Origin of the sequence: Enterobacter oligotrophicus (genome assembly GCF_009176645.1) — a bacterium.
In the GTDB taxonomy this organism is placed as follows: Bacteria; Pseudomonadota; Gammaproteobacteria; order Enterobacterales; family Enterobacteriaceae; genus Enterobacter; species Enterobacter oligotrophicus.
The window spans coordinates 3,200,148-3,222,749 of the sequence record NZ_AP019007.1 but is presented as its reverse complement, the minus strand read 5'-3'; the positions used below and the strand labels follow the sequence as shown (position 1 = coordinate 3,222,749).

General features: G+C 54.6%; 21 protein-coding genes and 1 other annotated feature. Of the genes, 7 read left to right on the top strand and 14 right to left on the bottom strand.

Going from position 1 to position 22,602, the window contains the following annotated elements:
• Positions 1-26 precede the first annotated feature (26 nt).
• From nhaA to dnaK, 3 genes are all read right to left on the bottom strand, one after another.
• Positions 27-1,202, bottom strand: a complete 1,176-nt coding sequence (gene nhaA / locus EoCCA6_RS15470; protein ID WP_152083397.1) for a Na+/H+ antiporter NhaA — start codon at positions 1,200-1,202, stop codon at positions 27-29.
• Positions 1,203-1,373: 171 nt separating this feature from the next.
• Entirely contained in the window at positions 1,374-2,519 is a 1,146-nt protein-coding gene (gene dnaJ, locus EoCCA6_RS15465; protein ID WP_020882543.1) for a molecular chaperone DnaJ, read from the bottom strand.
• A gap of 87 nt (positions 2,520-2,606) precedes the next feature.
• Positions 2,607-4,520, bottom strand: a complete 1,914-nt coding sequence (gene dnaK, locus EoCCA6_RS15460) for a molecular chaperone DnaK (protein ID WP_152083396.1) — start codon at positions 4,518-4,520, stop codon at positions 2,607-2,609.
• A gap of 297 nt (positions 4,521-4,817) precedes the next feature.
• Between dnaK and satP the strand changes: the two genes are divergently transcribed.
• The 4 genes from satP (at position 4,818) to EoCCA6_RS15440 (ending at position 8,622) form a co-directional block, all read left to right on the top strand.
• Positions 4,818-5,384, top strand: a complete 567-nt coding sequence (gene satP, locus EoCCA6_RS15455; protein WP_152083395.1) for an acetate uptake transporter — start codon at positions 4,818-4,820, stop codon at positions 5,382-5,384.
• 238 nt (positions 5,385-5,622) lie between these two features.
• On the top strand, positions 5,623-6,696 hold the full coding sequence (locus EoCCA6_RS15450) for a FecCD family ABC transporter permease (protein WP_152083394.1): 1,074 nt from the start codon (positions 5,623-5,625) through the stop codon (positions 6,694-6,696).
• Positions 6,693-7,469 carry an ABC transporter ATP-binding protein gene (locus tag EoCCA6_RS15445; RefSeq protein WP_152083393.1) on the top strand — a complete coding sequence of 259 codons (777 nt, stop codon included), beginning with the start codon at positions 6,693-6,695 and terminating at the stop codon, positions 7,467-7,469. The genes EoCCA6_RS15450 and EoCCA6_RS15445 overlap by 4 nt, the downstream gene beginning before the upstream one ends.
• Positions 7,470-7,485: 16 nt before the next feature.
• The gene (locus EoCCA6_RS15440; protein ID WP_152083392.1) at positions 7,486-8,622 is read left to right on the top strand and encodes an ABC transporter substrate-binding protein; all 1,137 of its coding nucleotides are present in this window, start codon (positions 7,486-7,488) and stop codon (positions 8,620-8,622) included.
• A gap of 43 nt (positions 8,623-8,665) precedes the next feature.
• Here EoCCA6_RS15440 and EoCCA6_RS15435 read toward each other — a convergent pair whose 3' ends face one another.
• The 3 genes from EoCCA6_RS15435 to tal all read right to left on the bottom strand — a co-directional run bounded on the left by EoCCA6_RS15435 (position 8,666) and on the right by tal (position 11,729).
• On the bottom strand, positions 8,666-9,955 hold the full coding sequence (locus tag EoCCA6_RS15435; RefSeq protein WP_152083391.1) for an MFS transporter: 1,290 nt from the start codon (positions 9,953-9,955) through the stop codon (positions 8,666-8,668).
• 122 nt (positions 9,956-10,077) lie between these two features.
• Positions 10,078-10,665, bottom strand: coding sequence for a molybdopterin adenylyltransferase (gene mog / locus EoCCA6_RS15430; RefSeq protein WP_152083390.1), 588 nt, complete (start codon positions 10,663-10,665; stop codon positions 10,078-10,080).
• 110 nt (positions 10,666-10,775) lie between these two features.
• Positions 10,776-11,729, bottom strand: a complete 954-nt coding sequence (gene tal, locus EoCCA6_RS15425) for a transaldolase (RefSeq protein ID WP_152083389.1) — start codon at positions 11,727-11,729, stop codon at positions 10,776-10,778.
• A gap of 262 nt (positions 11,730-11,991) precedes the next feature.
• Here tal and EoCCA6_RS15420 point away from each other — a divergent pair, with 262 nt between their 5' ends.
• Both EoCCA6_RS15420 and yaaA read left to right on the top strand, forming a co-directional pair.
• Entirely contained in the window at positions 11,992-13,422 is a 1,431-nt protein-coding gene (locus EoCCA6_RS15420; RefSeq protein ID WP_152083388.1) for an alanine/glycine:cation symporter family protein, read from the top strand.
• A gap of 66 nt (positions 13,423-13,488) precedes the next feature.
• Positions 13,489-14,262, top strand: a complete 774-nt coding sequence (gene yaaA / locus EoCCA6_RS15415) for a peroxide stress protein YaaA (protein ID WP_152083387.1) — start codon at positions 13,489-13,491, stop codon at positions 14,260-14,262.
• Between the two features lie 32 nt (positions 14,263-14,294).
• On the opposite strand, the gene EoCCA6_RS15410 is transcribed toward yaaA, so the two are convergent.
• From EoCCA6_RS15410 to yjjY, 7 genes are all read right to left on the bottom strand, one after another.
• On the bottom strand, positions 14,295-14,588 hold the full coding sequence (locus EoCCA6_RS15410) for a DUF2502 domain-containing protein (protein WP_152083386.1): 294 nt from the start codon (positions 14,586-14,588) through the stop codon (positions 14,295-14,297).
• Positions 14,589-14,882: 294 nt separating this feature from the next.
• Positions 14,883-16,169 carry a threonine synthase gene (gene thrC, locus EoCCA6_RS15405; protein WP_152083385.1) on the bottom strand — a complete coding sequence of 429 codons (1,287 nt, stop codon included), beginning with the start codon at positions 16,167-16,169 and terminating at the stop codon, positions 14,883-14,885.
• Between the two features lie 3 nt (positions 16,170-16,172).
• Positions 16,173-17,102 carry a homoserine kinase gene (gene thrB / locus EoCCA6_RS15400; protein ID WP_152083384.1) on the bottom strand — a complete coding sequence of 310 codons (930 nt, stop codon included), beginning with the start codon at positions 17,100-17,102 and terminating at the stop codon, positions 16,173-16,175.
• 1 nt (position 17,103) lies between these two features.
• Positions 17,104-19,566, bottom strand: a complete 2,463-nt coding sequence (gene thrA / locus EoCCA6_RS15395; RefSeq protein WP_152083383.1) for a bifunctional aspartate kinase/homoserine dehydrogenase I — start codon at positions 19,564-19,566, stop codon at positions 17,104-17,106.
• 24 nt (positions 19,567-19,590) lie between these two features.
• Positions 19,591-19,707, bottom strand: a sequence feature (Thr leader region).
• A complete protein-coding gene (gene thrL, locus EoCCA6_RS15390) occupies positions 19,646-19,714 on the bottom strand; it encodes a thr operon leader peptide (protein WP_015572623.1) in 69 nt (22 codons plus the stop codon). (Overlaps the previous feature by 62 nt.)
• 211 nt (positions 19,715-19,925) lie before the next feature.
• Positions 19,926-20,612, bottom strand: a complete 687-nt coding sequence (locus EoCCA6_RS15385) for a tRNA/rRNA methyltransferase (protein ID WP_152083382.1) — start codon at positions 20,610-20,612, stop codon at positions 19,926-19,928.
• A gap of 399 nt (positions 20,613-21,011) precedes the next feature.
• Complete coding sequence (yjjY, locus tag EoCCA6_RS15380; RefSeq protein ID WP_001541509.1) at positions 21,012-21,152, bottom strand: YjjY family protein; 141 nt, start codon at positions 21,150-21,152, stop codon at positions 21,012-21,014.
• Between the two features lie 95 nt (positions 21,153-21,247).
• On the opposite strand from yjjY, the gene arcA reads away from it, so the two are divergent.
• A complete protein-coding gene (gene arcA, locus EoCCA6_RS15375; RefSeq protein WP_003856501.1) occupies positions 21,248-21,964 on the top strand; it encodes a two-component system response regulator ArcA in 717 nt (238 codons plus the stop codon).
• A 45-nt stretch (positions 21,965-22,009) separates the two neighbouring features.
• Here arcA and creA read toward each other — a convergent pair whose 3' ends face one another.
• On the bottom strand, positions 22,010-22,483 hold the full coding sequence (gene creA, locus EoCCA6_RS15370) for a protein CreA (RefSeq protein ID WP_152083381.1): 474 nt from the start codon (positions 22,481-22,483) through the stop codon (positions 22,010-22,012).
• Positions 22,484-22,602 lie beyond the last annotated feature (119 nt).

The following is a 22,602-nucleotide window of genomic DNA, read 5'->3' as shown; positions in this document are numbered from 1 at the left end:
GAAGGCCCCCTTCTCCCGTTTTCCCGTTATGCCTGGACCCCCGGTCCGGACAATTTAATCTTCAGCAAGATATAGCCAATAACTGCGGCCAGTAATGATCCAATCAGAATGCCGAGTTTCGCCCAGACGATAAGCTCAGGCGCATGGGCACCAAACGCCAGCGTCGAGATAAAGATCGACATGGTAAATCCAATACCGCACAGCACACCCACCGCCATAATCTGCTTAAACGTAGTGCCATGCGGCAATGATGCCAGCTTCAGTTTCAGCGCCAGCCAGCAGAAGAGGCTAATGCCCAGCGGCTTACCGATAAACAGCCCGGCAATAATCCCCAGCGGCAGCACAGACGTCAGCCCGTCCAGCGTCACCCCGCCCAATGAAACACCCGCATTGGCAAACGCAAACAGCGGCAGGATCATAAAGGCCACCCACGGATGCAGCACATGTTCCAGCTGTTTGGCCGGAGATTTACCGTCCTGCTCTTTAAGCGGCACGAAGAAGCCGACAATCACGCCCGCCAGTGTGGCATGTACGCCGGATTTCAGCACCGCCGTCCACAACACCATTCCCACCAGGATGTAGATACCGATACGGCGAACATTGAAAATGTTCAGCAGCGCCAGCACCGCAATGGCTCCCGCTGCCACGCTCAGCGACAGGATCGACAGCTCGCTGGTGTAGAACAGCGCGATAATCACGATAGCGCCCAGGTCATCGATAATTGCCAGCGCCATCAGGAAGATTTTTAACGCCACCGGTACGCGGCTGCCCAGTAACGCCAGCACTCCCAGGGCAAAGGCGATATCGGTTGCCGCCGGAATAGCCCACCCGTGGCGGGCGACCGGGTCCTGCCAGGTAAATGCTAAAAAGAGCAGCGCCGGAACCACCATTCCGCCCAGCGCGGCAATCACCGGAAACGCCGCACGCTGGCGGCTGGCAAGCGATCCCTGCACCAGCTCACGTTTCACTTCAAGCCCCACCAGCAGGAAGAACACGGCCATCAGTGCATCGTTGATCCACAGCAGCATGTTTTTGTTAATTTCAAGCAGACCGACCTTCAGCTCAACGGGCGTTTCCAGAAACGCATGGTAGAGATCGCGCGTCATGCCCAGGTTAGCCAACACCATCGCGGCGGCAGCAGCGATAATCAAAACAATGCCGCCGGATGCTTCACTGCTAAAGAAACGGTGTAAGAATTTCACTTAAGTTCTCTCTTTTACAACAATACCTCGATAAAACCATAATACCAAGCTAAATAGCTCGGCAAAAACAGATTAATATTGAGTATAAATTCAGTTTTCCCGAGCTTTCCCCGCAAAAAGAAAAAGCCCGGAATCGCTTCCGGGCTTTTTGGATGTATGCCAGCTAACGGATTAGCGGGTCAGGTCATCGAAGAATTTTTTGACGCCATCGAAGAAACTTTTAGAGCGAGGGCTGTTTTTCTCACCCGTCGGGCCGCCGAAACTTTCCTGAAGTTCTTTCAGCAGCTGTTTCTGCTTGTCGTTCAGGCCAACCGGCGTTTCCACCACCACGCGGCACAGCAGGTCACCCTGCGCACCACCGCGAACGGATTTGACGCCTTTTCCGCGCATGCGGAACAGCTTACCGGTCTGGGTTTCGCCAGGCACTTTCAGGTTTACACGTCCATCCAGCGTCGGCACTTCGATTTCGCCACCCAGCGCCGCCATCGCGAAGTTGATCGGCACTTCACAGTACAGGTTGTTACCTTCACGCTCGAAGATGGCGTGCTGTTTCACCTGTACCTGAACGTACAGATCGCCTGCCGGTGCGCCGTGCTCGCCCGCTTCACCTTCACCTGCCAGACGAATGCGGTCGCCCGTATCCACGCCTGCCGGGATCTTAACGGACAGGGTCTTGGTTTTCTCAACGCGACCGTGACCGTGGCATTTGGTGCATGGATCTTTAATCAGCGTACCGCGACCGTGACAGTGTGGACACGCCTGCTGTACCGCGAAGAAGCCCTGACGCATCTGCACCTGGCCGGAACCATGACAGGTTGGACAGGTCTGTGGCTGTGTCCCCGCTTTCGCACCGCTGCCGTGGCAAACGTCACACTCTTCCAGCGTCGGAATACGGATCTCTTTGGTCACGCCGCGAACGGCCTCTTCCAGCGTCAGATCCATGTTGTAGCGCAGGTCTGCGCCGCGCGCCGCGCGCTGACGACCACGACCGCCGCCGAAGATGTCGCCAAACACATCGCCAAAGATGTCGCTGAAATCAGCACCGCCGCCAAAGCCGCCGCCACCGAATCCACCGCCGCCCATGCCGCCCTGTTCAAAGGCTGCGTGACCGTACTGGTCATAGGCTGCACGTTTTTGTGCATCGGTCAGGACTTCGTAGGCTTCTTTGATCTCTTTAAATTTCGCTTCAGCCTCTTTGTCACCCTGGTTACGGTCCGGGTGGAATTTCATGGCCAGGCGCTTATACGCCTTTTTGATTTCACGCTCTTCCGCAGTTTTCGGAACGCCTAAAATCTCGTAATAGTCTTGCTTTGCCATTGGTTTTTTTAAGCCCCTTAACATGCGAGCACGGGCGTGGAGAGATCTCCTACGCCCGTGCCGATTAATTACCCTGCATCAGGGCGATTATTTTTTGTCTTTCACTTCTTCGAACTCAGCGTCGACAACGTCGTCGTCTTTCGCGTTGTTCTGGGAAGCCTCAGCGCCCGCCTGCTGCTGTGCGTGCTGCTGCTGAGCGATTTCCATCAGCTTCTGGGAAGCCTGTGCCAGTTCCTGCATCTTCGCTTCAATGTCTGCTTTGTCTTCGCCTTTCAGAGAGGTTTCCAACGCGCTCAGTGCAGCCTCGATAGCCGTTTTGTCTTCCGCTGGCAGTTTATCGCCGGCTTCTTCAACCTGCTTACGGGTGCTGTGCAGCAGATGGTCACCCTGGTTACGGGTCTGAACCAGCTCTTCGAACTTACGGTCGGATTCCGCGTTAGCTTCGGCATCGCGAACCATTTTTTCGATTTCTGCTTCGTTCAGGCCAGAAGATGCCTTGATGGTGATCTTCTGCTCTTTACCGCTGTTTTTGTCTTTCGCAGACACATGCAGGATACCGTCAGCATCAATATCGAAGGTGACTTCGATCTGCGGCATACCGCGCGGTGCCGGGTTGATACCGTCCAGGTTAAACTGACCCAGAGACTTGTTATCAGATGCACGCTTACGCTCACCCTGCAGCACATGGATGGTTACCGCAGACTGGTTGTCTTCAGCGGTAGAGAACACCTGGCTGTGCTTGGTTGGGATGGTGGTGTTTTTGTTGATGAGCGCAGTCATCACACCGCCCATGGTTTCGATACCCAGAGACAGCGGGGTAACGTCCAGCAGCAGTACGTCTTTTACTTCACCGGTCAGTACACCACCCTGAACCGCAGCACCGATAGCAACCGCTTCGTCCGGGTTCACGTCTTTACGTGGTTCTTTACCAAAGAACTCAGCCACTTTCTTCTGAACCATTGGCATACGCGTCTGACCACCGACCAGGATAACGTCCTGGATGTCAGATACGGACAGACCAGCGTCCTGCAGTGCAACTTTCAGTGGCTCGATAGAACGGTTCACCAGGTCTTCTACCAGGCTTTCCAGTTTCGCACGGGTCACTTTGATGTTCATGTGTTTAGGACCGGTCGCGTCTGCAGTGATGTACGGCAGGTTCACGTCGGTCTGCTGAGCGGAAGACAGTTCGATCTTCGCTTTCTCAGCGGCTTCTTTCAGGCGCTGCATTGCCAGCGGGTCGTTACGCAGGTCAATGCCCTGATCTTTCTTGAACTCGTCCACGAGGTAGTTGATCAGACGGGTATCGAAGTCTTCACCACCCAGGTGGGTATCACCGTTAGTTGCCAGAACTTCGAAGGTTTTTTCGCCGTCAACTTCGTCGATTTCGATAATAGAGATATCGAAAGTACCACCACCGAGGTCGTAAACCGCGATAGTGCGGTTGCCCACTTCTTTATCCAGACCGTAAGCCAGAGCCGCTGCGGTTGGTTCGTTGATGATACGTTTGACTTCCAGACCTGCGATACGGCCAGCATCTTTCGTTGCCTGACGCTGAGCATCGTTGAAGTAGGCAGGTACGGTAATAACCGCTTCAGTTACCGGCTCGCCCAGGTAATCTTCAGCTGTTTTCTTCATTTTCTTCAGCACTTCAGCAGAGATCTGCGGTGGTGCGGTTTTGGTGCCTTTCACATCAAGCCATGCATCGCCGTTATCTGCCGCGATGATTTTGTAAGGCATGATAGAAACGTCACGCTGAACTTCTTCGTCCTGGAAGCGGCGGCCGATCAGGCGTTTGATCGCAAACAGGGTGTTTTGCGGGTTTGTCACTGCCTGACGTTTAGCCGGCTGACCAACCAGAGTTTCACCATCCTGGGTATAAGCAATGATAGAAGGCGTGGTGCGATCGCCCTCGGCGTTCTCCAGCACACGTGCAGTAGTGCCATCCATAATCGCTACACAAGAGTTGGTAGTACCCAGGTCGATACCAATAATTTTACCCATCTAAACGTCTCCACTAAAAATTCAGTCAACATGTGGTTGTGTACCTGTAATAAGGGCAGAACGTGCTTTTTCAACTGCCCAGATTTGATTTTTTTCAGGTCCACACACTGCGGTTGCTTACAAGATGGGGTCGCAACGTCATCCATCAAGGGGGGAGACATAAAAAAATTTTTAATTTCACCCTGCTCAGATCATAGACGGCACTGATTGCGCCCATTATGATGCCGCGCCCCGTCAGGGAGAATTGACGCGGGTTTAACCATTTCACCATATTAATGATGATTTTTTTGAGGACTTATGGGCAACACTAAGTTGGCTAATCCGGCTCCGCTGGGCCTGATGGGTTTTGGCATGACCACTATCCTGCTGAACCTGCACAACATCGGGATGTTCCCGATGGATGGCATCATTCTGGCGATGGGCATTTTTTACGGCGGTATCGCGCAAATCTTCGCGGGCCTGCTGGAATATAAGAAAGGCAACACCTTCGGCTTAACCGCCTTTACCTCTTACGGCTCGTTCTGGCTGACCCTGGTTGCCATTCTGCTGATGCCTAAAATGGGCCTGACAGATGCGGCAAACGCACACTTCCTGGGCGTTTATCTGGGGCTGTGGGGCGTCTTCACGCTGTTCATGTTCTTCGGCACCCTGAAAGGTAACCGCGCGCTGCAGTTCGTCTTCCTGAGCCTGACCGTGCTGTTCGCCCTTCTGGCGATTGGTCACCTGGCGGATAACGAAGGCATCGTTCACGTTGCGGGCTGGATTGGTCTGGTGTGCGGCGCAAGCGCCATCTATCTGGCAATGGGTGAAGTGCTGAACGAGCAGTTTGGCCGTACCGTACTGCCGATTGGTGAAAAACACTGATTGTTGCCTCGTCGTGCCTGCGTCTGCAGGCACGTCTTTCCAGCCTGATTCGATTATTTTTCCGCCAGAATTCAAACAATCCATCAATAGAATAATCGAAGTTCTATTATTGGATTGATAAGCATTATCACCTGAAATATCGTCGTCCAGTACCAGCCGGATATTGGATATCATGCAGCACTCTCCACAGGAAGGGCGGGCGGTACTACGATTGTGTTGTGTTGCATAAGGTTACCCAATGAATTCCAGCCTTGCCGCCAGCCCTAAGCCTGACGAATCTACCGTTGTCTCCCATTACCGTCGGGTGGTGCGCCGCCGCTACGCACTGGGTGCCGTTATTCTGCTTTTGATTGTCGGCTCTCTGCTGCTTGATTTAACCCTCGGTCCGTCTGGCATCTCCGTTTCCACACTCTGGCAGACGTTACTCCATTCTTCTGCCGCCGATGCAGGCACGCGGGTGATTGTCTGGGATCTGCGTCTGCCGTTTTCGCTAATGGCGGTTGCCGTTGGCATGGCGCTGGGACTTGCTGGCGCAGAGATGCAGACTATCCTCAACAACCCGCTCGCCAGCCCGTTTACACTGGGCGTATCGTCTGCTGCCTCTTTTGGTGCAGCGCTGGCGATTGTGCTCGGTCTGGGTATTCCCGGCATTGCCGACAAATGGTTCATTCCCGCGAATGCATTTGTCTTTGCGCTGCTGGCTTGCTTTATTCTCGATGGTATCAGCCGCTGGACACGCGTGGCCACCTCCGGCGTCGTGCTGTTCGGTATCGCGCTGGTCTTTACCTTCAATGCACTGATTTCGATTCTGCAGTTTGTCGCCAGCGAAGATACCTTGCAGGGTCTGGTCTTCTGGACGATGGGCAGCCTGGCAAGAGCGTCATGGGATAAGCTGGCCATTCTGACCGTGGCGCTGCTGATTATCGTGCCGCTGTCGCTGAAAAATGCCTGGAAGCTCACGGCGCTGCGTCTTGGAGAAGATCGCGCCGTCAGCTTTGGCATCAACGTCAAAACGCTGCGCATGACCACACTGTTACGCATCAGCATCATTTCCGCGTTGACGGTCGCTTTTGTCGGGCCTGTCGGCTTTATCGGCCTGGTTGCGCCGCACATTTCGCGCATGATGTTCGGGGAAGATCACCGCTTTTATCTGCCGGGCAGCATGCTCATTGGCGCACTGGTGCTCTCTCTGGCCTCGGTATTTTCCAAAAACATGGTTCCCGGCGTCATTATTCCCGTGGGCATTGTGACGTCGCTGGTTGGCGTGCCGTTCTTCCTCAGCATCATTATTCGTAACCGGGGGAACGTATGACCGACGGCCTGCTCGTTCGCGATCTCCACACCGGCTATCGCAAGAAAGAGATCATAAATGGCTTAACGACGCCGCTGCTGCCTCGCGGGCAAATCACCGCCCTGCTGGGGCCAAATGGCTCAGGTAAGTCAACCCTGCTGCGCGCACTCGCGGACCTGAATCCCGCTCAGGGGGAAATATGGCTCAATGACGACAATCTGATGGCGCTGCCCTCGGCCACGCGCGCGCAGAAGGTGGTTTATCTCCCGCAATCTCTGCCGCAGGGCGTGCATCTGCATGCGCTGGAATCGGTGATTGTCGCCCGCCGCGCCAGCGGCAGTGCGCCCGATCGTAACGTTGAACAGGAAGCCTGGGCCATTCTGGAAAAACTGGGAGTCGCCCATCTGGCAATGAGCTTTCTCGACCAGCTTTCCGGCGGGCAAAAACAGCTGATTGGTCTGGCGCAGTCGCTCATCCGCGAGCCGGATCTGCTGTTGCTGGATGAACCGTTAAGCGCCCTCGATCTCAACTACCAGTTTCATGTGATGGATATCGTCGCCCGCGAAACGCGGCTGCGCAATATCGTCACCGTTGTGGTGATCCACGACATTAATATCGCCCTGCGTCACGCGAACTTTGCCCTGATGCTGAAAGGCGGTGAACTGATTGCCAGCGGGTTACCGGCAGATGTTGTGACGCCCGCCAGTCTGGCGACAGTGTATGGCGTGGATGGCCGTGTTGAATACTGTTCGCGTGGGCTGCCGCACGTGGTGGTCGACGGGTTAACACAATAAAAAAGACGGGGAAAACATGACGCTAAAGAAAATCATCGCCACTGCGGGTGGGCTGGCATTGTTACTTTCACCTTTACTCGCCCAGGCGCAAAACTGGCCGGTGACGGTCAAGGATCTCGACAACCGCACGGTCACCATTGAGCACGAACCGCAGCGCATCATCCTGCAGGACGGACGTGATATTTTCGCTCTCGCCTTGCTGGAGCGCGATAACCCGTTCGCCAAAGTGGTGGCATGGAACAACCTGCCCAAAAAACAGGACTCCGAAAGCTGGAATGTGCTAAAGCGTAAGTGGCCGGAAGCGGAAAAGATCCTCGATATGCAGTTTTCCGACCAGGGCAATGTGGATCTCGAAACCGTTATCTCCCGCCAACCTGACCTGATGATCGCCCAGCTTCGCGCTAAGCCATCGCTGGTACAAACCGGCGTGCTGGAAAAACTTGAGGCTTTGCATATTCCGGTAGTATTTGTTGATTACGAACTGCACCCGGTGGAGAACACCCTGCCAGGTATTGCTCTGCTGGGTAAGGTGTTAGGCCAGAGCGACCGCGCACAGGCGTATAGTGATTTCTATCAGCAACGGCTGGATAAAATCCACCAGCGGCTGGCAAACGTCAGTAAAAAGCCGCTGGTCTTTATCGAACCGATTGCCGGTGTTGGCGGGCTGGATAATGGCTGCTGCTTCACCCATGCGCGTAACGGCTGGGGCGGGCTGGTCGAAGCCGCAGGTGGTATCAACATCGGCTCTCAGTTGCTGCCAGGGGCGACCGGGAATATCTCGGTGGAAAAAATTATCTCAATGAACCCGGATTACTATCTGATGACCGGCTCTAAACGTCCGGGTAAAGGCACGGCGGTGATCCCGTTTGGCTACAATGTCCCGGCAGACGATGTGACGGCGGCGTTCAATGCCTTACTGGCACGTCAGGGCGTAGCCAGTATTCCGGCAGTGGCCGAAGGTCATACCGGTGCGCTCTACCACCACTTCTACAACAACCCGTACAACATCATAGCCATCGAGATGCTGAGCAAAATCTTCTATCCGACACAGTTTAAGGATGTTGATCCGCAGGCGGATTACCACACCATTATCACCCGCTTCACCGCGATTCCGGATGACAATATTATCCTGAGCTATACCCCTTCGCACTAACCGATAAGCCGGGTGGCGGCTTCGCCTGACCCGGCCTGCCCTGTTATCCGGCCAGAACGGGGGCTTCCACCGGTTTCTGACGCAGCCAGATGCCCAGCACCAGCCCCATCAACGAGAGCGCCAGCACGTACCAGGCCGGTGCCATCGGTGAAATGCCCATCAGCATCGTGACCGCGATCGGCGTCAGTCCGCCAAAGATGGCATACGACACGTTGTAAGAAAATGAAATGCCGGTGAAGCGTACCTCCGGCGGGAATGCGCGCACCATTACATAAGGTACTGCACCCACTACGCCGACGCACAGCCCCACCACACCATACAGCAGGAACAGCTGTTCAGGGTGGCTGCCCGCCAGGTGGTAGAACGCCCAGCTTGATGCCGCCAGTAAAAGACTGCCGACGATAAAGGTAAGGCTTGCGCCGATTCGATCAACGGCCAGTCCGGCGGTGAGGCAGCCAAAGCAGAGCATGATGGTGGCGATACTGTTGGCCTGCAGCGTCACTGCAGGCGCGAAACCGTACTGCTTTTGCAGCCAGACGGGTGACATCAAAATCACCACCACGATCCCCGCCGACAGCAGCCAGGTAAGCAGCATCGATACCACCACGGCTTTCTTATGGCTTACCACTACCGCTTTTACCGGTAGCTCCTGCGCCAGCGCTTTACGCTGCTGCATCTCAAGGAAAATGGGGGTCTCCTGCAGCCAGCGTCGCAAATACATCGCCACCAGGCCAAACGCCCCACCCAGCAGGAACGGCATACGCCAGCCCCAGTCGTGCACGGCCTGTGGCGTCATGCTGGTGTTCACAATCGTCGCCACCACCGACCCCAGTAAGATCCCGACGGTCAGCCCCGCCGTTAAGGTTCCGCAGGCGATACCGATGCGGCGAGCCGGAACGTGCTCGGCCACAAACACCCATGCGCCCGGCACTTCACCGCCAATCGCCGCGCCCTGAAGGATACGCATCAGCAACAGCAGTAACGGCGCAATAATGCCCATCGACGCGTAGGTCGGCAGCAGGCCGATAGCCAGCGTCGGCACGGCCATCAGCAGAATACTGAGGGTAAACATCTTCTTACGCCCGACCAGATCGCCAAAGTGCGCCATGATAATGCCGCCGAGCGGACGCGCCAGATACCCGGCGGCAAAAATGCCGAAGGTCTGGACCTGGCGTAGCCACTCCGGGATATCCGCCGGGAAGAAAAGTTCTCCCACTACGGCGGCGAAGAAGACAAAGATGATGAAATCATAAAACTCCAGCGCCCCGCCAAGTGCTGCGAGCGTAAGGGTTTTATAATCCTGCCGATTCAGAGGTCGGGTGTAATGTGACATAGCGAACCATTTTGCATGTGTTGTGGATTTATTTTTACAGCAATCGTAAAGAAAAAATTACTATACCGTAAAACGCTCCACACGCTACTGCGGTTGCAGCTAATGTCACATATTTGTTAATTTCAGGAGATTGTCTCACGGCGTGCGCTTTTCGGACGAAATGCTGCTACGACCTTATCGTCGGTTTCCACATACGGGCCGTCCAGTAGCTGTATACAATACGGTACACTTGCAAAGATCCCATGCACGATCACGCTGCCATCTTCCGCTTTCAGCCCTTCCAGCGTCTCTTTGATCGACTTCGGCTGGCCCGGCAGGTTCAGGATCAACGCCTGTTTGCGGATCACACCGACCTGACGGGAGAGGATAGCGGTTGGAACAAAGTGCAGACTGATCTGGCGCATTTGTTCACCGAAGCCCGGCATTTCACGGTCGGCAATCGCCAGCGTAGCATCCGGCGTCACATCACGACGCGCGGGCCCCGTTCCACCGGTCGTCAACACCAGGTGACAGCTCATCTCATCCACCAGTTCACAAAGCGTTTGTTCGATGATCGGCTGTTCGTCAGGGATCAGACGGGTCTGGATCTCAAACGGAGTAGTCAGCGCACTGCCCAGCCACGCTTCCAGAGCGGGGATGCCTTTATCCTGATAAACACCGCTGGAGGCGCGGTCAGAAATCGACACTAAGCCGATACGTAAGGTATTCATAGTCATTCCATTCAAAAAATACTGATTAAAGGGAATGATACACGCAGAGGGGAAATTCAGACAGAGTACGAAAGAAGTCGCGTGACCGGGAGCCCGGTCACGCAGAATGATTACAGCAGGTCGCCGATCATTTTTTCCAGTTTTTCCTGGTCGATAGCAAACTTACGGATACCGTCCGCCAGTTTGTCTACCGCCATTGGGTCCTGGTTGTGCTGCCACAGGAACTCGGATTCCGTGATGCGCTCAGGGCGCGCTTTCACTTCACCGGTGTAAGACAGTTTACGCTCGATCGCACCTTCGCTTTCCGCCAGCTCTTTCAGCAGCGCAGGGGCGATGGTCAGGCGGTCACAGCCAGCCAGCTCAATGATTTCACCGATGTTACGGAAGCTCGCGCCCATAACCACAGTCTCATAGCCGTGCTGTTTGTAGTATTCGTAGATTTCCGTCACGGAAACCACGCCTGGATCTTCAGACGCCGCGTACTCTTTCTTATCGGTGTTAGCTTTGTACCAGTCCAGAATACGGCCAACGAATGGCGAAATCAGGTATACGCCAGCTTCTGCACATGCGCGCGCCTGCGCGAAGGAGAACAGCAGCGTCAGGTTACAGTTGATACCGTCTTTTTCCAGCTGCTCAGCCGCGCGAATGCCCTGCCAGGTAGAGGCCAGTTTGATCAGGATACGATCGTTGCTGATGCCCGCATCGTTGTACAGTTTGATCAGACGTTTTGCTTTCGCGATAGAGGCTTCGGTGTCGTAGGAGAGACGCGCATCCACTTCGGTAGAGATACGGCCCGGAACCAGTTTCAGGATCTCCAGACCAATGTTCACTGCCAGTTTGTCAGTTGCATCCACAACCTGCTGCGCGCGATCGTTGCTCTGCGCTTTCGCCCAGGTCACAGCGTCGTCGATCAGTTTGCGATACTCAGGGATCTGCGCGGCGTTAAGGATCAGAGAAGGGTTGGTTGTGGCATCCTGCGGCTGGTACAGCTTCATTGCCGCGATATCTCCGGTGTCAGCTACGACAGTGGTGAACTGACGAAGGGAGGTCAATTTATCCGTCATGATAGTGTTTCTCTTTTAACGTGCCCTGGATAATTCACGCTACCGACAGCATGCCTGCAGCGGAAAAATGACAGGTTTACTTGTTAGGGGGATGTAACCGGTCTGCCCAGATGATAACACGACACAGGGGTAGCGCAACCGCAGACAGTGCGCTTAGGCAGAGTATGATAAACTCAGAATATTAACAGGCTACTAAGTAACAGCATGCTCAATCAGTGGTAGCGCTTACATATTCACTTTGGCATCAACAAGAGGGACGTTAATGCCTGATTTCCTTTCCTTTATTAATGAAATCCTCTGGGGTTCGATCATGATATATCTGCTACTGGGAGCAGGTATATGGTTCACGCTGCGCAGTGGTTTTATCCAGTTTCGTTATATTCGTAAGTTTGGCAAAAGTCTGAAAAACAGCATCACCCCGCAACCGGGTGGGTTAACCTCATTCCAGGCACTGTGTACCAGCCTCGCCGCGCGCGTCGGGAGCGGCAATCTGGCGGGCGTGGCGCTCGCCATCAGCGCCGGGGGGCCGGGAGCCGTTTTCTGGATGTGGGTTACGGCACTTATCGGCATGGCGACCTCGTTTGCCGAATGTTCGCTCGCGCAACTCTATAAAGAGAAGGACAAAAATGGCCAGTTTCGCGGCGGTCCGGCCTGGTATATGGCTCGCGGGCTGGGGATGCGCTGGATGGGCGTCCTGTTCTCGCTGTTTCTGCTCGTCGCATACGGTCTTATTTTTAATACCGTGCAGGCCAACTCTGTCGCACATGCCTTACGCTACGCCTTTGCGTGCCCGGAGTGGGTAACCGGTGCCGTGTTAGCCGTCTTCACCCTCATTACGGTTTCTACCGGTCTCAGGGGCGTTGCCCGCCTGATGCAGTGGCTTGTCCCCATCATGGCGCTGCTCTGGGTTACCGCCAGCCTGTTAGTGACCGTGCTCAATATTGACCAGGTGCCAGGCGTGATTGCCACCATCTTTAAGAGTGCCTTTGGCTGGCGGGAAGCGGCGTCAGGCGCGCTGGGTTATACCCTTAGCCAGGCGCTGACGGCCGGTTTCCAGCGGGGAATGTTCTCCAATGAAGCGGGGATGGGCTCGACACCGAATGCCGCAGCCACCGCCGCATCGTGGCCCCCTCACCCGGCTGCGCAGGGGATTGTACAGATGATCGGCGTCTTTACGGATACCATTATCATCTGCTCCGCCAGCGCCATGATTGTGCTGCTGGCCGGTCCCGTTGAGCATCCGTCCGGCACGGTGGGCATCCAGTTGGTTCAGCAGGCGCTGGTCAATCTTGCCGGTAGCTGGGGCGCAGGCTTCGTCTCACTTATCGTGGGGTTGTTTGCCTTTAGTTCGATATCGGTGAACTACATTTACGCCGAAAATAATCTTATTTTCCTGAAGTTAGACTCACGTTATACCCGTAGCCTGCTTCGGGCGGGCGTCATTGCGATGGTTATGGCAGGCTCCCTGCTCAGCATGCCGTTGGTCTGGCAACTGGCGGATGTGATTATGGCGCTGATGGCGATCACCAACCTGACGGCAATTTTGCTGCTCTCGCCGGTGGTCACGCTTATTGCTCAGGATTATCTTCGCCAGCGCAAACTTGGCGTTCAGCCAGTGTTTGATGCTTCACGTTATCCTGAAATTGAGTCACAAATCGCGCCCGGCGCATGGGATGATTTGCCACGGCAATAACAGCTATCGATCAATTGCGGGCGATTTTTTGTTAAAATCGCTCTAAATTTCCTGCAAGGACTGGATATGCTGATTCTGATTTCACCTGCAAAAACGCTCGACTACCAGAGCCCGCTCGCCACCGAACGCTATACCCAGCCTGAACTGCTGGATTATTCGCAACAGCTGATCCACGAGGCGCGTAAACTTTCTGCGCCGCAAATTGCCTCGCTGATGAGCATCAGCGACAAACTCGCGGATCTGAACGCCACCCGCTTCCATGAGTGGCACCCGGACTTCACGCCAGACAATGCCCGTCAGGCGCTTCTGGCGTTTAAAGGGGACGTTTATACCGGCCTGCAGGCAGAGACGTTTAGCGAAGCGGATTTCGATTTTGCTCAGCAGCATCTGCGTATGTTGTCAGGTCTGTATGGCGTGCTGCGTCCGCTGGACCTGATGCAGCCGTACCGTCTGGAGATGGGCATCCGCCTGGAAAACGCCAAAGGTAAAGATCTGTACCATTTCTGGGGCGATATCATCACCGACAAACTGAACGCAGCGCTGCAGGCCCAGGGCGATAATGTGGTGATCAACCTGGCGTCCGACGAATACTACAAGTCAGTGAAGCCGAAAAAGCTGAACGCGGAGATCATCAAGCCTGTCTTCCTTGATGAGAAAAACGGTAAATTCAAAGTGATCAGCTTCTACGCCAAAAAAGCGCGCGGGCTGATGAGCCGTTACATCATTCAAAACCGCCTGACAAAGCCTGAGCAGTTAACCGCGTTTAACAGCGAAGGTTATTTCTTTGACGAAGAAGCGTCGGGGAAAGGCGAGCTGGTGTTTAAGCGCCACGAGCAGTAAAAACAAAACCCCGCCGGCTGGCGGGGTGTGCATTAATGGTGTTTCCAGTCCGGACCAGGACGATGATCGTCGTGGCGATCGTTATGGCGATTATCGTGTTTACGATGCTCATCATGCGGACGCCAGTGGTTGTCGCGCCAGTCATAGTGAGCCTTCCACCAGTCATGGTCTCGCCAGCGGCCGCCATCCCAGTAGTGTCCGTTATTATCCCGATCGCCAATCTGCAGTTTTACCGCAGGCACGAGGGTGATTTCAGATGCCTGTACCGCCATGGGAGCGACCAGCATCAGTGAAAGCGCGATGAGTGCAGGTTTCAGTGTAGACATAGGTGACTCCTTATTATTCTTACCCAACATGGGCCGATGTAAGGAGATTACGTGAGGGGAACCGAAGATGTTATTCTCTGCAATCCTAAACGCTAAGTGACCGCATTTATTGGGAATTTCTGCTTTTTTCCTGCTTTTTCTCTCCTTAATTTCTCCACAAAAAAGCCGGGTGGCGGCTACGCCTTACCCGGCCTCGGTACAGTACTGCTGTTGCCGGGTGACGCTGCGCTTACCCGGCCTACGTTCTGAGCCGTTGTGTAGGTCGGGTAAGGCGTAGCCGCCACCCGACAAAAATCACGCGCGCGTCATCATCAGCTTACGCAGCGCGGCAAAGTCTGCCGGTAGTTCATGGGACAGCAGCGGCAGATCGGCACGCTCGGCCAGCTCCTTCGGCAATGGCAGCGTTTCACCCAGAATCTCTTCTACGCTCTCTTTGAACTTCGCCGGATGAGCGGTGCCGAGGAACAGCCCATATTCCCCCGGATTAAGCTGATCGCGCAGCGCGCGATAAGCAATCGCCGCGTGGGGTTCAGAGGTGTACCCTACCGCTTTCAGCTCGCGCATGGTCGCTTTGGTGGTTTCATCCGTTACCGCAGCGTAGCCCAGATCGCCCAGACGCCAGACCTTACGGCGGAAGAGTTCTTCCACACGCGGCCAGTTATTTGGCTGGCTCACGTCCATGGCATTAGAAAGCGTCGCCTGGGTGGCATTCGGTGCCCATTTACCCTCTTTCAGGAAGCGCGGCACGGTGTCGTTGGCGTTGGTCGCCGCGATAAAGCGTTTCACCGGCAGACCGAGCGATTTCGCCAGCAGGCCCGCCGTCAGGTCACCGAAGTTTCCGCTTGGTACGGAGATCACCAGTTGATTACGCGCTTCCTGCGGCAGTTGCGCCACCGCCTCGAAGTAGTAGCAGATCTGCGCCAGCAGACGGCTGATGTTAATGGAGTTTGCGGAGTTCAGACCCAGCGCCACCTTCAACTCTTCGTCATCGAAGGCCTGCTTAACCAGCGCCTGGCAGGCATCGAAATCGCCGTCGATCGCCACGGTTTCAATGTTGCCACCAAGCGTGCAGAACAGTTTTTCCTGCAGCGGGCTGATTTTACCTTTCGGGTAGAGGATCACCACGCGGACGTTTTTCAGGCCGTAGAACGCATGGGCGACAGCCGCACCGGTATCACCGGAAGTGGCGGTCAGGATGGTCACCGGCTTGTCGCCGCTGATGTGGGTCAGCATCTGCGCCATAAAGCGGCCACCGAAATCTTTGAACGCCAGCGTTGGGCCGTGGAACAGCTCAAGACAACCTACGTCGGGCTCCACCTGCTGAACCGGTGCCGGGAAAGCAAACGCCGCACGCACGCGCTCTTCCAGTAGCTCCTGCGGGATTTCGTCGCCAATAAACGCGGAGAGAATTTTGGTGCTTCGGGTGACAAAGTCTTGTTTCAGCAGGGCATCAATGTCAGTCAGATGGAATTCCGGCAGGTCATGCGGGAAGAATAGTCCCTGATTTTTGCCCAGTCCCTGAGTCACCGCCTGCGCGAAGCTGACCTGCTCGTTATGATCTTTCAGATTATAAAGTTTCATTATTTATCCCAGTACTCGTGCGCCAGCCGTGTCCAGACGGCAAATATGAACAAAGCCTTCCTGATTTTGCAGGTAGTGTTTAGAGAGCCAGTCCGCCACACGCTGGGCGGTGTCTGGCTTATCGCACAGGGCGAACAGCGTCGGGCCGGAGCCGGAGATGCCGCACGCCTGCGCACCAATATCCAGTGATGCCTGCCGCGCCTCGTTAAAACCGGGCAGCAGCTTCGTGCGGTACGGCTCGGCAATGACGTCTTTCATCAGTTTCGCCGCCAGCTGTGGCTGACGGGTATAGCAGGCGTGAATAAAGCCCGCCAGGTGACGCCCGTGAGCGATACAGTCCTGGCGGCGATACTGCGCAGGCAGGATCGCACGCGCTTCCGCGGTCGAAACCTTAATGCCCGGATACGCCAGCACCCACAGCCACTCATCAAACCCTGGCACCTGCTGGCTGATGATGCCATTTTCTTCAATCATCAACTGCATACCACCGAGGAAACACGGCGCGACATTGTCGTAATGAATGCTGCCTGAAATCCGCCCTTCCAGCTCGCCCATCAGCCCCAGCAGGCGGTTATTGTTCAGCGGCTTACCGCAGTGCTCATTCATCGCCACCAGCGCGGCAACCACGGAGCAGGCGCTGGAGCCCAGACCGGAACCGATCGGCATACTTTTTTCCAGCGTCATGGCGACCGGCACGTTTTTGCCGATCTCCTGACAGAAACGCTCCCAGCACTGATAAACGATATTCTCGCGCGGGTCGGACGGCAGTTTGCTGGCGAAGCGGCCAACGTTATTCAGGCTGAAGCTATCCGCCGCGTCTACCGTTACCGTATCGCCCAGCAGCGAACCATCCACCGGCGTGACCGCCGCACCCAGCACATCAAATCCGACGCTCATATTGGCGCTGGAAGCCGGGGCATAAACTTTCACCATGTTAAACTCCTAACTTCCATGACAGGGTACGCAGCAGATCGGCAAACACGCCCGCTGCCGTCACATCATTCCCTGCGCCATAGCCGCGAAGCACCAGCGGCAATGGCTGATAATAGTGGCTGTAAAACGCCAGGGCGTTTTCGCCGTTTTTGACTTTGTAGAGCGGATCGTTGCCATCCACTTCAGCAATCTTCACACGACACACGCCATCTTCTTCAATGTTGCCAACATAGCGCAATACCTTACCTTCATCACGGGCTTTCGCTACGCGGGCAGCAAAGGCGTCGTCGAGCTGCGCTAAATTCGCCATAAAGGTACTGACATCACCGCTGTCATCAAATTCAACTGGCAGTACCGGCTCAATCACGATATCCGAAAGCTCCAGTTCACGGCCCGTTTCTCGCACCAGGATCAGCAGCTTGCGCGCCACGTCCATCCCGGAGAGATCGTCACGCGGATCGGGCTCGGTGTAGCCCAGCTCACGCGCCGCACGGGTCGCTTCAGACAGGCTCATCCCTTCATCGAGCTTGCCAAAGATAAACGACAGCGAGCCAGAAAGAATGCCGGAGAAGCGCTGCAGTTCATCACCCGCGTTCAGCAGGTTTTGCAGGTTCTCGATCACCGGCAGACCTGCACCGACGTTGGTGTCATACAGGAACTTGCGGCGCGACTTGCTCGCCGCCAGGCGCAGCTGGTGATAGTAATCCATCGACGACGTGTTGGCCTTTTTGTTTGGCGTCACCACGTGGAACCCTTCGCGCAGGAAGTCGGCGTACTGATCGGCCACCGCCTGGTTCGAGGTACAGTCGACAATCACCGGATTGAGCAGGTGATACTCTTTCACCAGGCGAATCAGACGGCCCAGGTTGAACGGCTCTTTTGCCTCGCTCATCTCGGCCTGCCAGTTTTCCAGGTTCAGACCGTGAACGTTGGTCAGCAACGCTTTTGAGTTCGCGATACCACACACGCGCAGATCAATATGTTTCTTCTTTAGCCACTTCTGCTGACGCTTAACCTGCTCCAGCAGTGCGCCGCCCACACCGCCCACGCCAATCAGGAACAGCTCAATCACCTGGTCGGTGTTGAACAGCATCTGGTGAACCACTCGCACGCCAGTGGTCGCATCGTCGTTATCGACCACCACAGAAATAGAACGCTCGGACGAGCCCTGCGCAATCGCCACGATGTTGATGTTGGCCCGCGCCAGTGCGGCAAAGAATTTGGCGGAGATACCGCGCAACGTGCGCATCCCATCGCCAACCACAGAGATGATCGCCAGACGCTCCTGAATAGAGAGCGGCTCCAGCAGCTCCTCTTTCAGCTCCAGGTAAAACTCTTCTTCCAGCGCACGGCGCGCGCGCAGGCAGTCGCCTTGTGGCACGCAGAAGCTGATGCTGTATTCAGAAGAAGACTGGGTGATCAGCACCACCGAGATACCGTTGCGGGACATGGCCGCAAAAACGCGCGCCGCCATGCCGACCATCCCTTTCATGCCCGGACCGGAGACGCTGAACATCGCCATGTTATTCAGGTTGGAGATACCTTTCACCGGCAGACCATCTTCATCGGTGCTGGCACCAATCAGCGTACCTGGGGCTTGTGGGTTACCGGTGTTTTTAATCAGGCAAGGGATCTGGAACTGGGCAATCGGGGAGATGGTACGCGGGTGAAGCACTTTAGCGCCGAAGTAGGAAAGCTCCATCGCTTCCTGATACGACATCGACTTCAGCAGCCTGGCGTCCGGTACCTGGCGCGGGTCGCAGGTATATACACCGTCGACGTCAGTCCAGATCTCACAACAATCTGCGCGTAAACACGCAGCCAGTACGGCAGCAGAGTAGTCAGAGCCGTTACGGCCCAGCACCACCAGTTCGCCCTTCTCGTTTCCGGCGGTAAAGCCCGCCATCAGGATCATGTGGTCTGACGGAATTTTGCTCGCGGCAATGCGGCGGGTCGATTCGGCAATATCGACGGTGGATTCGAGGTAGTGTCCTGCTGCAAGCAGTTTTTCAACCGGATCGATCACCGTCACGTTGTGGCCACGCGCTTCAAGAAGGCCAGCCATGATGGCAATCGAGAGTTTCTCACCGCGACAGATCAGCGCCGCGTTGATGCTGTCCGGGCACTGGCCAAGCAGGCTGATACCGTGCAGCACGTGTTTGATCTGGGCAAATTCTTGCTCAACGAAGGCTTTCAACTGTGCAAGCGGGAAGCCAGGCTGTGCTTCTGCCAGCCCCTGAAGCAGCTCTGTGAAAATGCGCTCAGCGTCGCTAATGTTCGGAAGTGCATCCTGACCACCGATGGTTTTTTCAATCATCGCCACCAGATGGTTCGTGATTTTCGCCGGGGCAGAAAGCACGGTAGCAACCTGCCCCTGCCTGGCATTGCTCTCCAGGATATCGGCAACACGCAGAAAACGTTCTGCATTTGCCACTGATGTACCGCCGAACTTCAACACTCGCATGGTTCTACCTCGTTTCCTTTAGCCGAAAAAAAAGCCCGCACTGTTCAGGTGCGGGCTTTTTTTGTTTTTCCTGTACGCGTCAGCCCGCATCGTTACCTGTGGTAATGATGATGGTTGTGGTAATGGTGGTGATGCTGATGCGTTTCATGGATGTTGTGTACTCTGTCATTATTATCTGTCTGTGCTGTATTCTTTTAGGGTTAAAGGATCGGGCACCTTAAGTCAATGAATTTTTAATTTGATCACAATTCGGGACGCTCTCACGTCCCGCTGCCTCAGGATTTATTTTCATCCGAATCCCCCAAAAGCAACCCTTAGCATTAGACGGTTACGCCATAGTAAAAACGTATGGCAGCATTTTACTCGGCTAATTTTTTTTCGATATCATGCAGCAAACGGTGCAGCATCGCCGTGTCGCGTTGTTCAAGCCGTCCGAGACGCTGTTGCAACCAGTCCGCCATTTTCTGATCGTCCGCCACGCCCAGTCGCGATAACAGATCCTCCACGCGAGCGCGCAGCGCGGCCAGCTGATTTTCGTCCGTACCGGCAGCGTGCGGCTGCGGAATTTGTATTAAGGATGCTAATTGATAGCAATACACCATGACCGCCTGGCCTAAATTCAGCGACGGATAATCGGCCACCATTGGCGCGCCCGTCAGCACGTCGGCAAGTTCCAGCTCCTCATTGGTAAGCCCCGAATCTTCGCGACCAAACACCAGCGCGGCTTTCGTCAGCCACTGGCTTTTCTCGCTCAACATGGGCACCAGTTCCGCAGGCGTGGCGTAGTAATGAAACTTCGCCCGGCTGCGCGCGGTGGTCGCCACGGTAAACGAAATATCGTGCAGCGCGTCAGCAAGCGTAGCGTAAGTGGTTATATTATCGAGAATATCTCCCGACCCGTGTGCCACCCAGCGTGCCGCAGGTTCCAGGTGCGCCGTGCTGTCCACAATACGTAAATCGGTAAAACCCATGGTCTTCATGGCACGCGCCGCAGCGCCTATATTTTCGGCTCTTGCTGGGGCCACCAGCACAATCGACAGATGCATTTATGCTCTCTTTTTAAACAGTTAGCGGGTAAAAATGTGATGCGCTTCAACATATTACGCAGCACGAATTTACAAAATTGCAACACAAATCACCGAAATAGCGTTTCATAACAATTTAAAAACGCTAAACTATTGTGTGGCTGAACAATCAGTTAGAATGTTAACAAAGGTTCATTATCCTTATGTTTTGTAATGATAATGACTGTATGAATAGTCATTTCTGATTGGATTCGCATCGTTTATCAATCAAGGCCCGCAACTAGTTGGTTTATTGAAAATTTGTGACAAAGGCTAGCATTCAGCTACGATGATTTCATCAAACTGTTAACGTGCTACAATTGAACTTGATATATGTCAACGAAGCGTAGTTTTATTGGGTGTCTGGTGTCACTTAGCCTGTTATGTTGCTGTTAAAATGGTTAGGATGACAGCCGTTTTTGACACTGTCGGGTCCAAAGGGAAAGTACCCACGACCAAGCTAATGATGTTGTTGACGTTGATGGAAAGTGCATCAAGAACGCAATTACGTACTTTAGTCACGTTAGGCCGATCATGTTAATTTGCGACATGTATCAGGCAGGTCAGGGACTTTTGTACTTCCTGTTTCGATTTAGTTGGCAATTTAGGTAGCAAACATGCAGACCCCGCACATTCTTATCGTTGAAGACGAGTTGGTAACACGCAACACGTTAAAGAGCATTTTCGAAGCAGAAGGCTACGATGTCTTTGAAGCGACCGATGGCGCAGAGATGCATCAGATCCTTTCTGAAAATGATATCAACCTGGTCATTATGGACATCAACCTGCCGGGCAAAAACGGCCTTCTGCTGGCGCGCGAACTGCGTGAACAGGCGAACGTCGCATTAATGTTCCTGACGGGCCGTGACAACGAAGTTGATAAAATTCTTGGCCTGGAAATCGGCGCGGATGACTACATCACCAAGCCGTTCAATCCACGCGAGTTAACCATTCGTGCCCGCAACCTGCTGTCCCGCACCATGAATCTGGGTACGGTCAGCGAAGAGCGTCGTAGCGTAGACAGCTACAAATTCAACGGCTGGGAACTTGATATCAATAGCCGTTCGCTGATTAGCCCGAACGGTGAGCAGTACAAACTGCCGCGCAGTGAATTCCGCGCGATGCTGCACTTCTGCGAAAATCCGGGCAAAATTCAGTCCCGTGCAGAGCTGCTGAAGAAAATGACCGGTCGCGAGCTGAAGCCTCATGACCGCACCGTAGACGTGACTATCCGTCGTATTCGTAAGCATTTTGAATCTACGCCGGATACACCAGAAATCATCGCCACTATCCACGGCGAAGGCTATCGTTTCTGCGGTGACCTGCAGGAGTAATCCCGCACACCACACATTAAAAACGGCGCTTTTGCGCCGTTTTTTTTATTCTCGCCACGGCATAATCGGCACGGCGCTAATCGCGTTTTTCGGCGAACCTTCCACCACTTTGTCGGAATAGGCCAGATAGGCCAGCGTGTTGCGTTTGGCATCGTAGAAGCGTACCACCTGCAGCTTCTTAAAGACCAGAGAAGTCCGTTTCTGGAACACCACGTCCCCCTGTGCTTTACCGTTTTTGATTTTGTCGCTCAGCTCAACCGGACCGACCTGCTGGCATGAAATCGCCGCATCGGAGGTGTCTTCAGCCAACCCGAGTCCGCCTTTAATGCCACCTGTTTTCGCCCGGCTAACATAGCAGGTGACGTTTTTCACATCCGGATCGTCGAATGCTTCCACCACGATTTTGTGGTCCGGGCCGAACATTTTAAACACGGTATCGACGGAACCAATCTGTTCCGCCTGTGCCGCGCGGCCAACCAACAGCAGCAAGGCTGTAAAGAGCAATGTCTTGTATTTCATATTGTTACCATTCTTTAAAATTGCACTGGGCGATTATTCAACACTTTAGACAAAAATGTAGCAAGATCACAGGATTAGAATATATTCGCCCATAATGCACTGCAAAAAGCATTAATGAG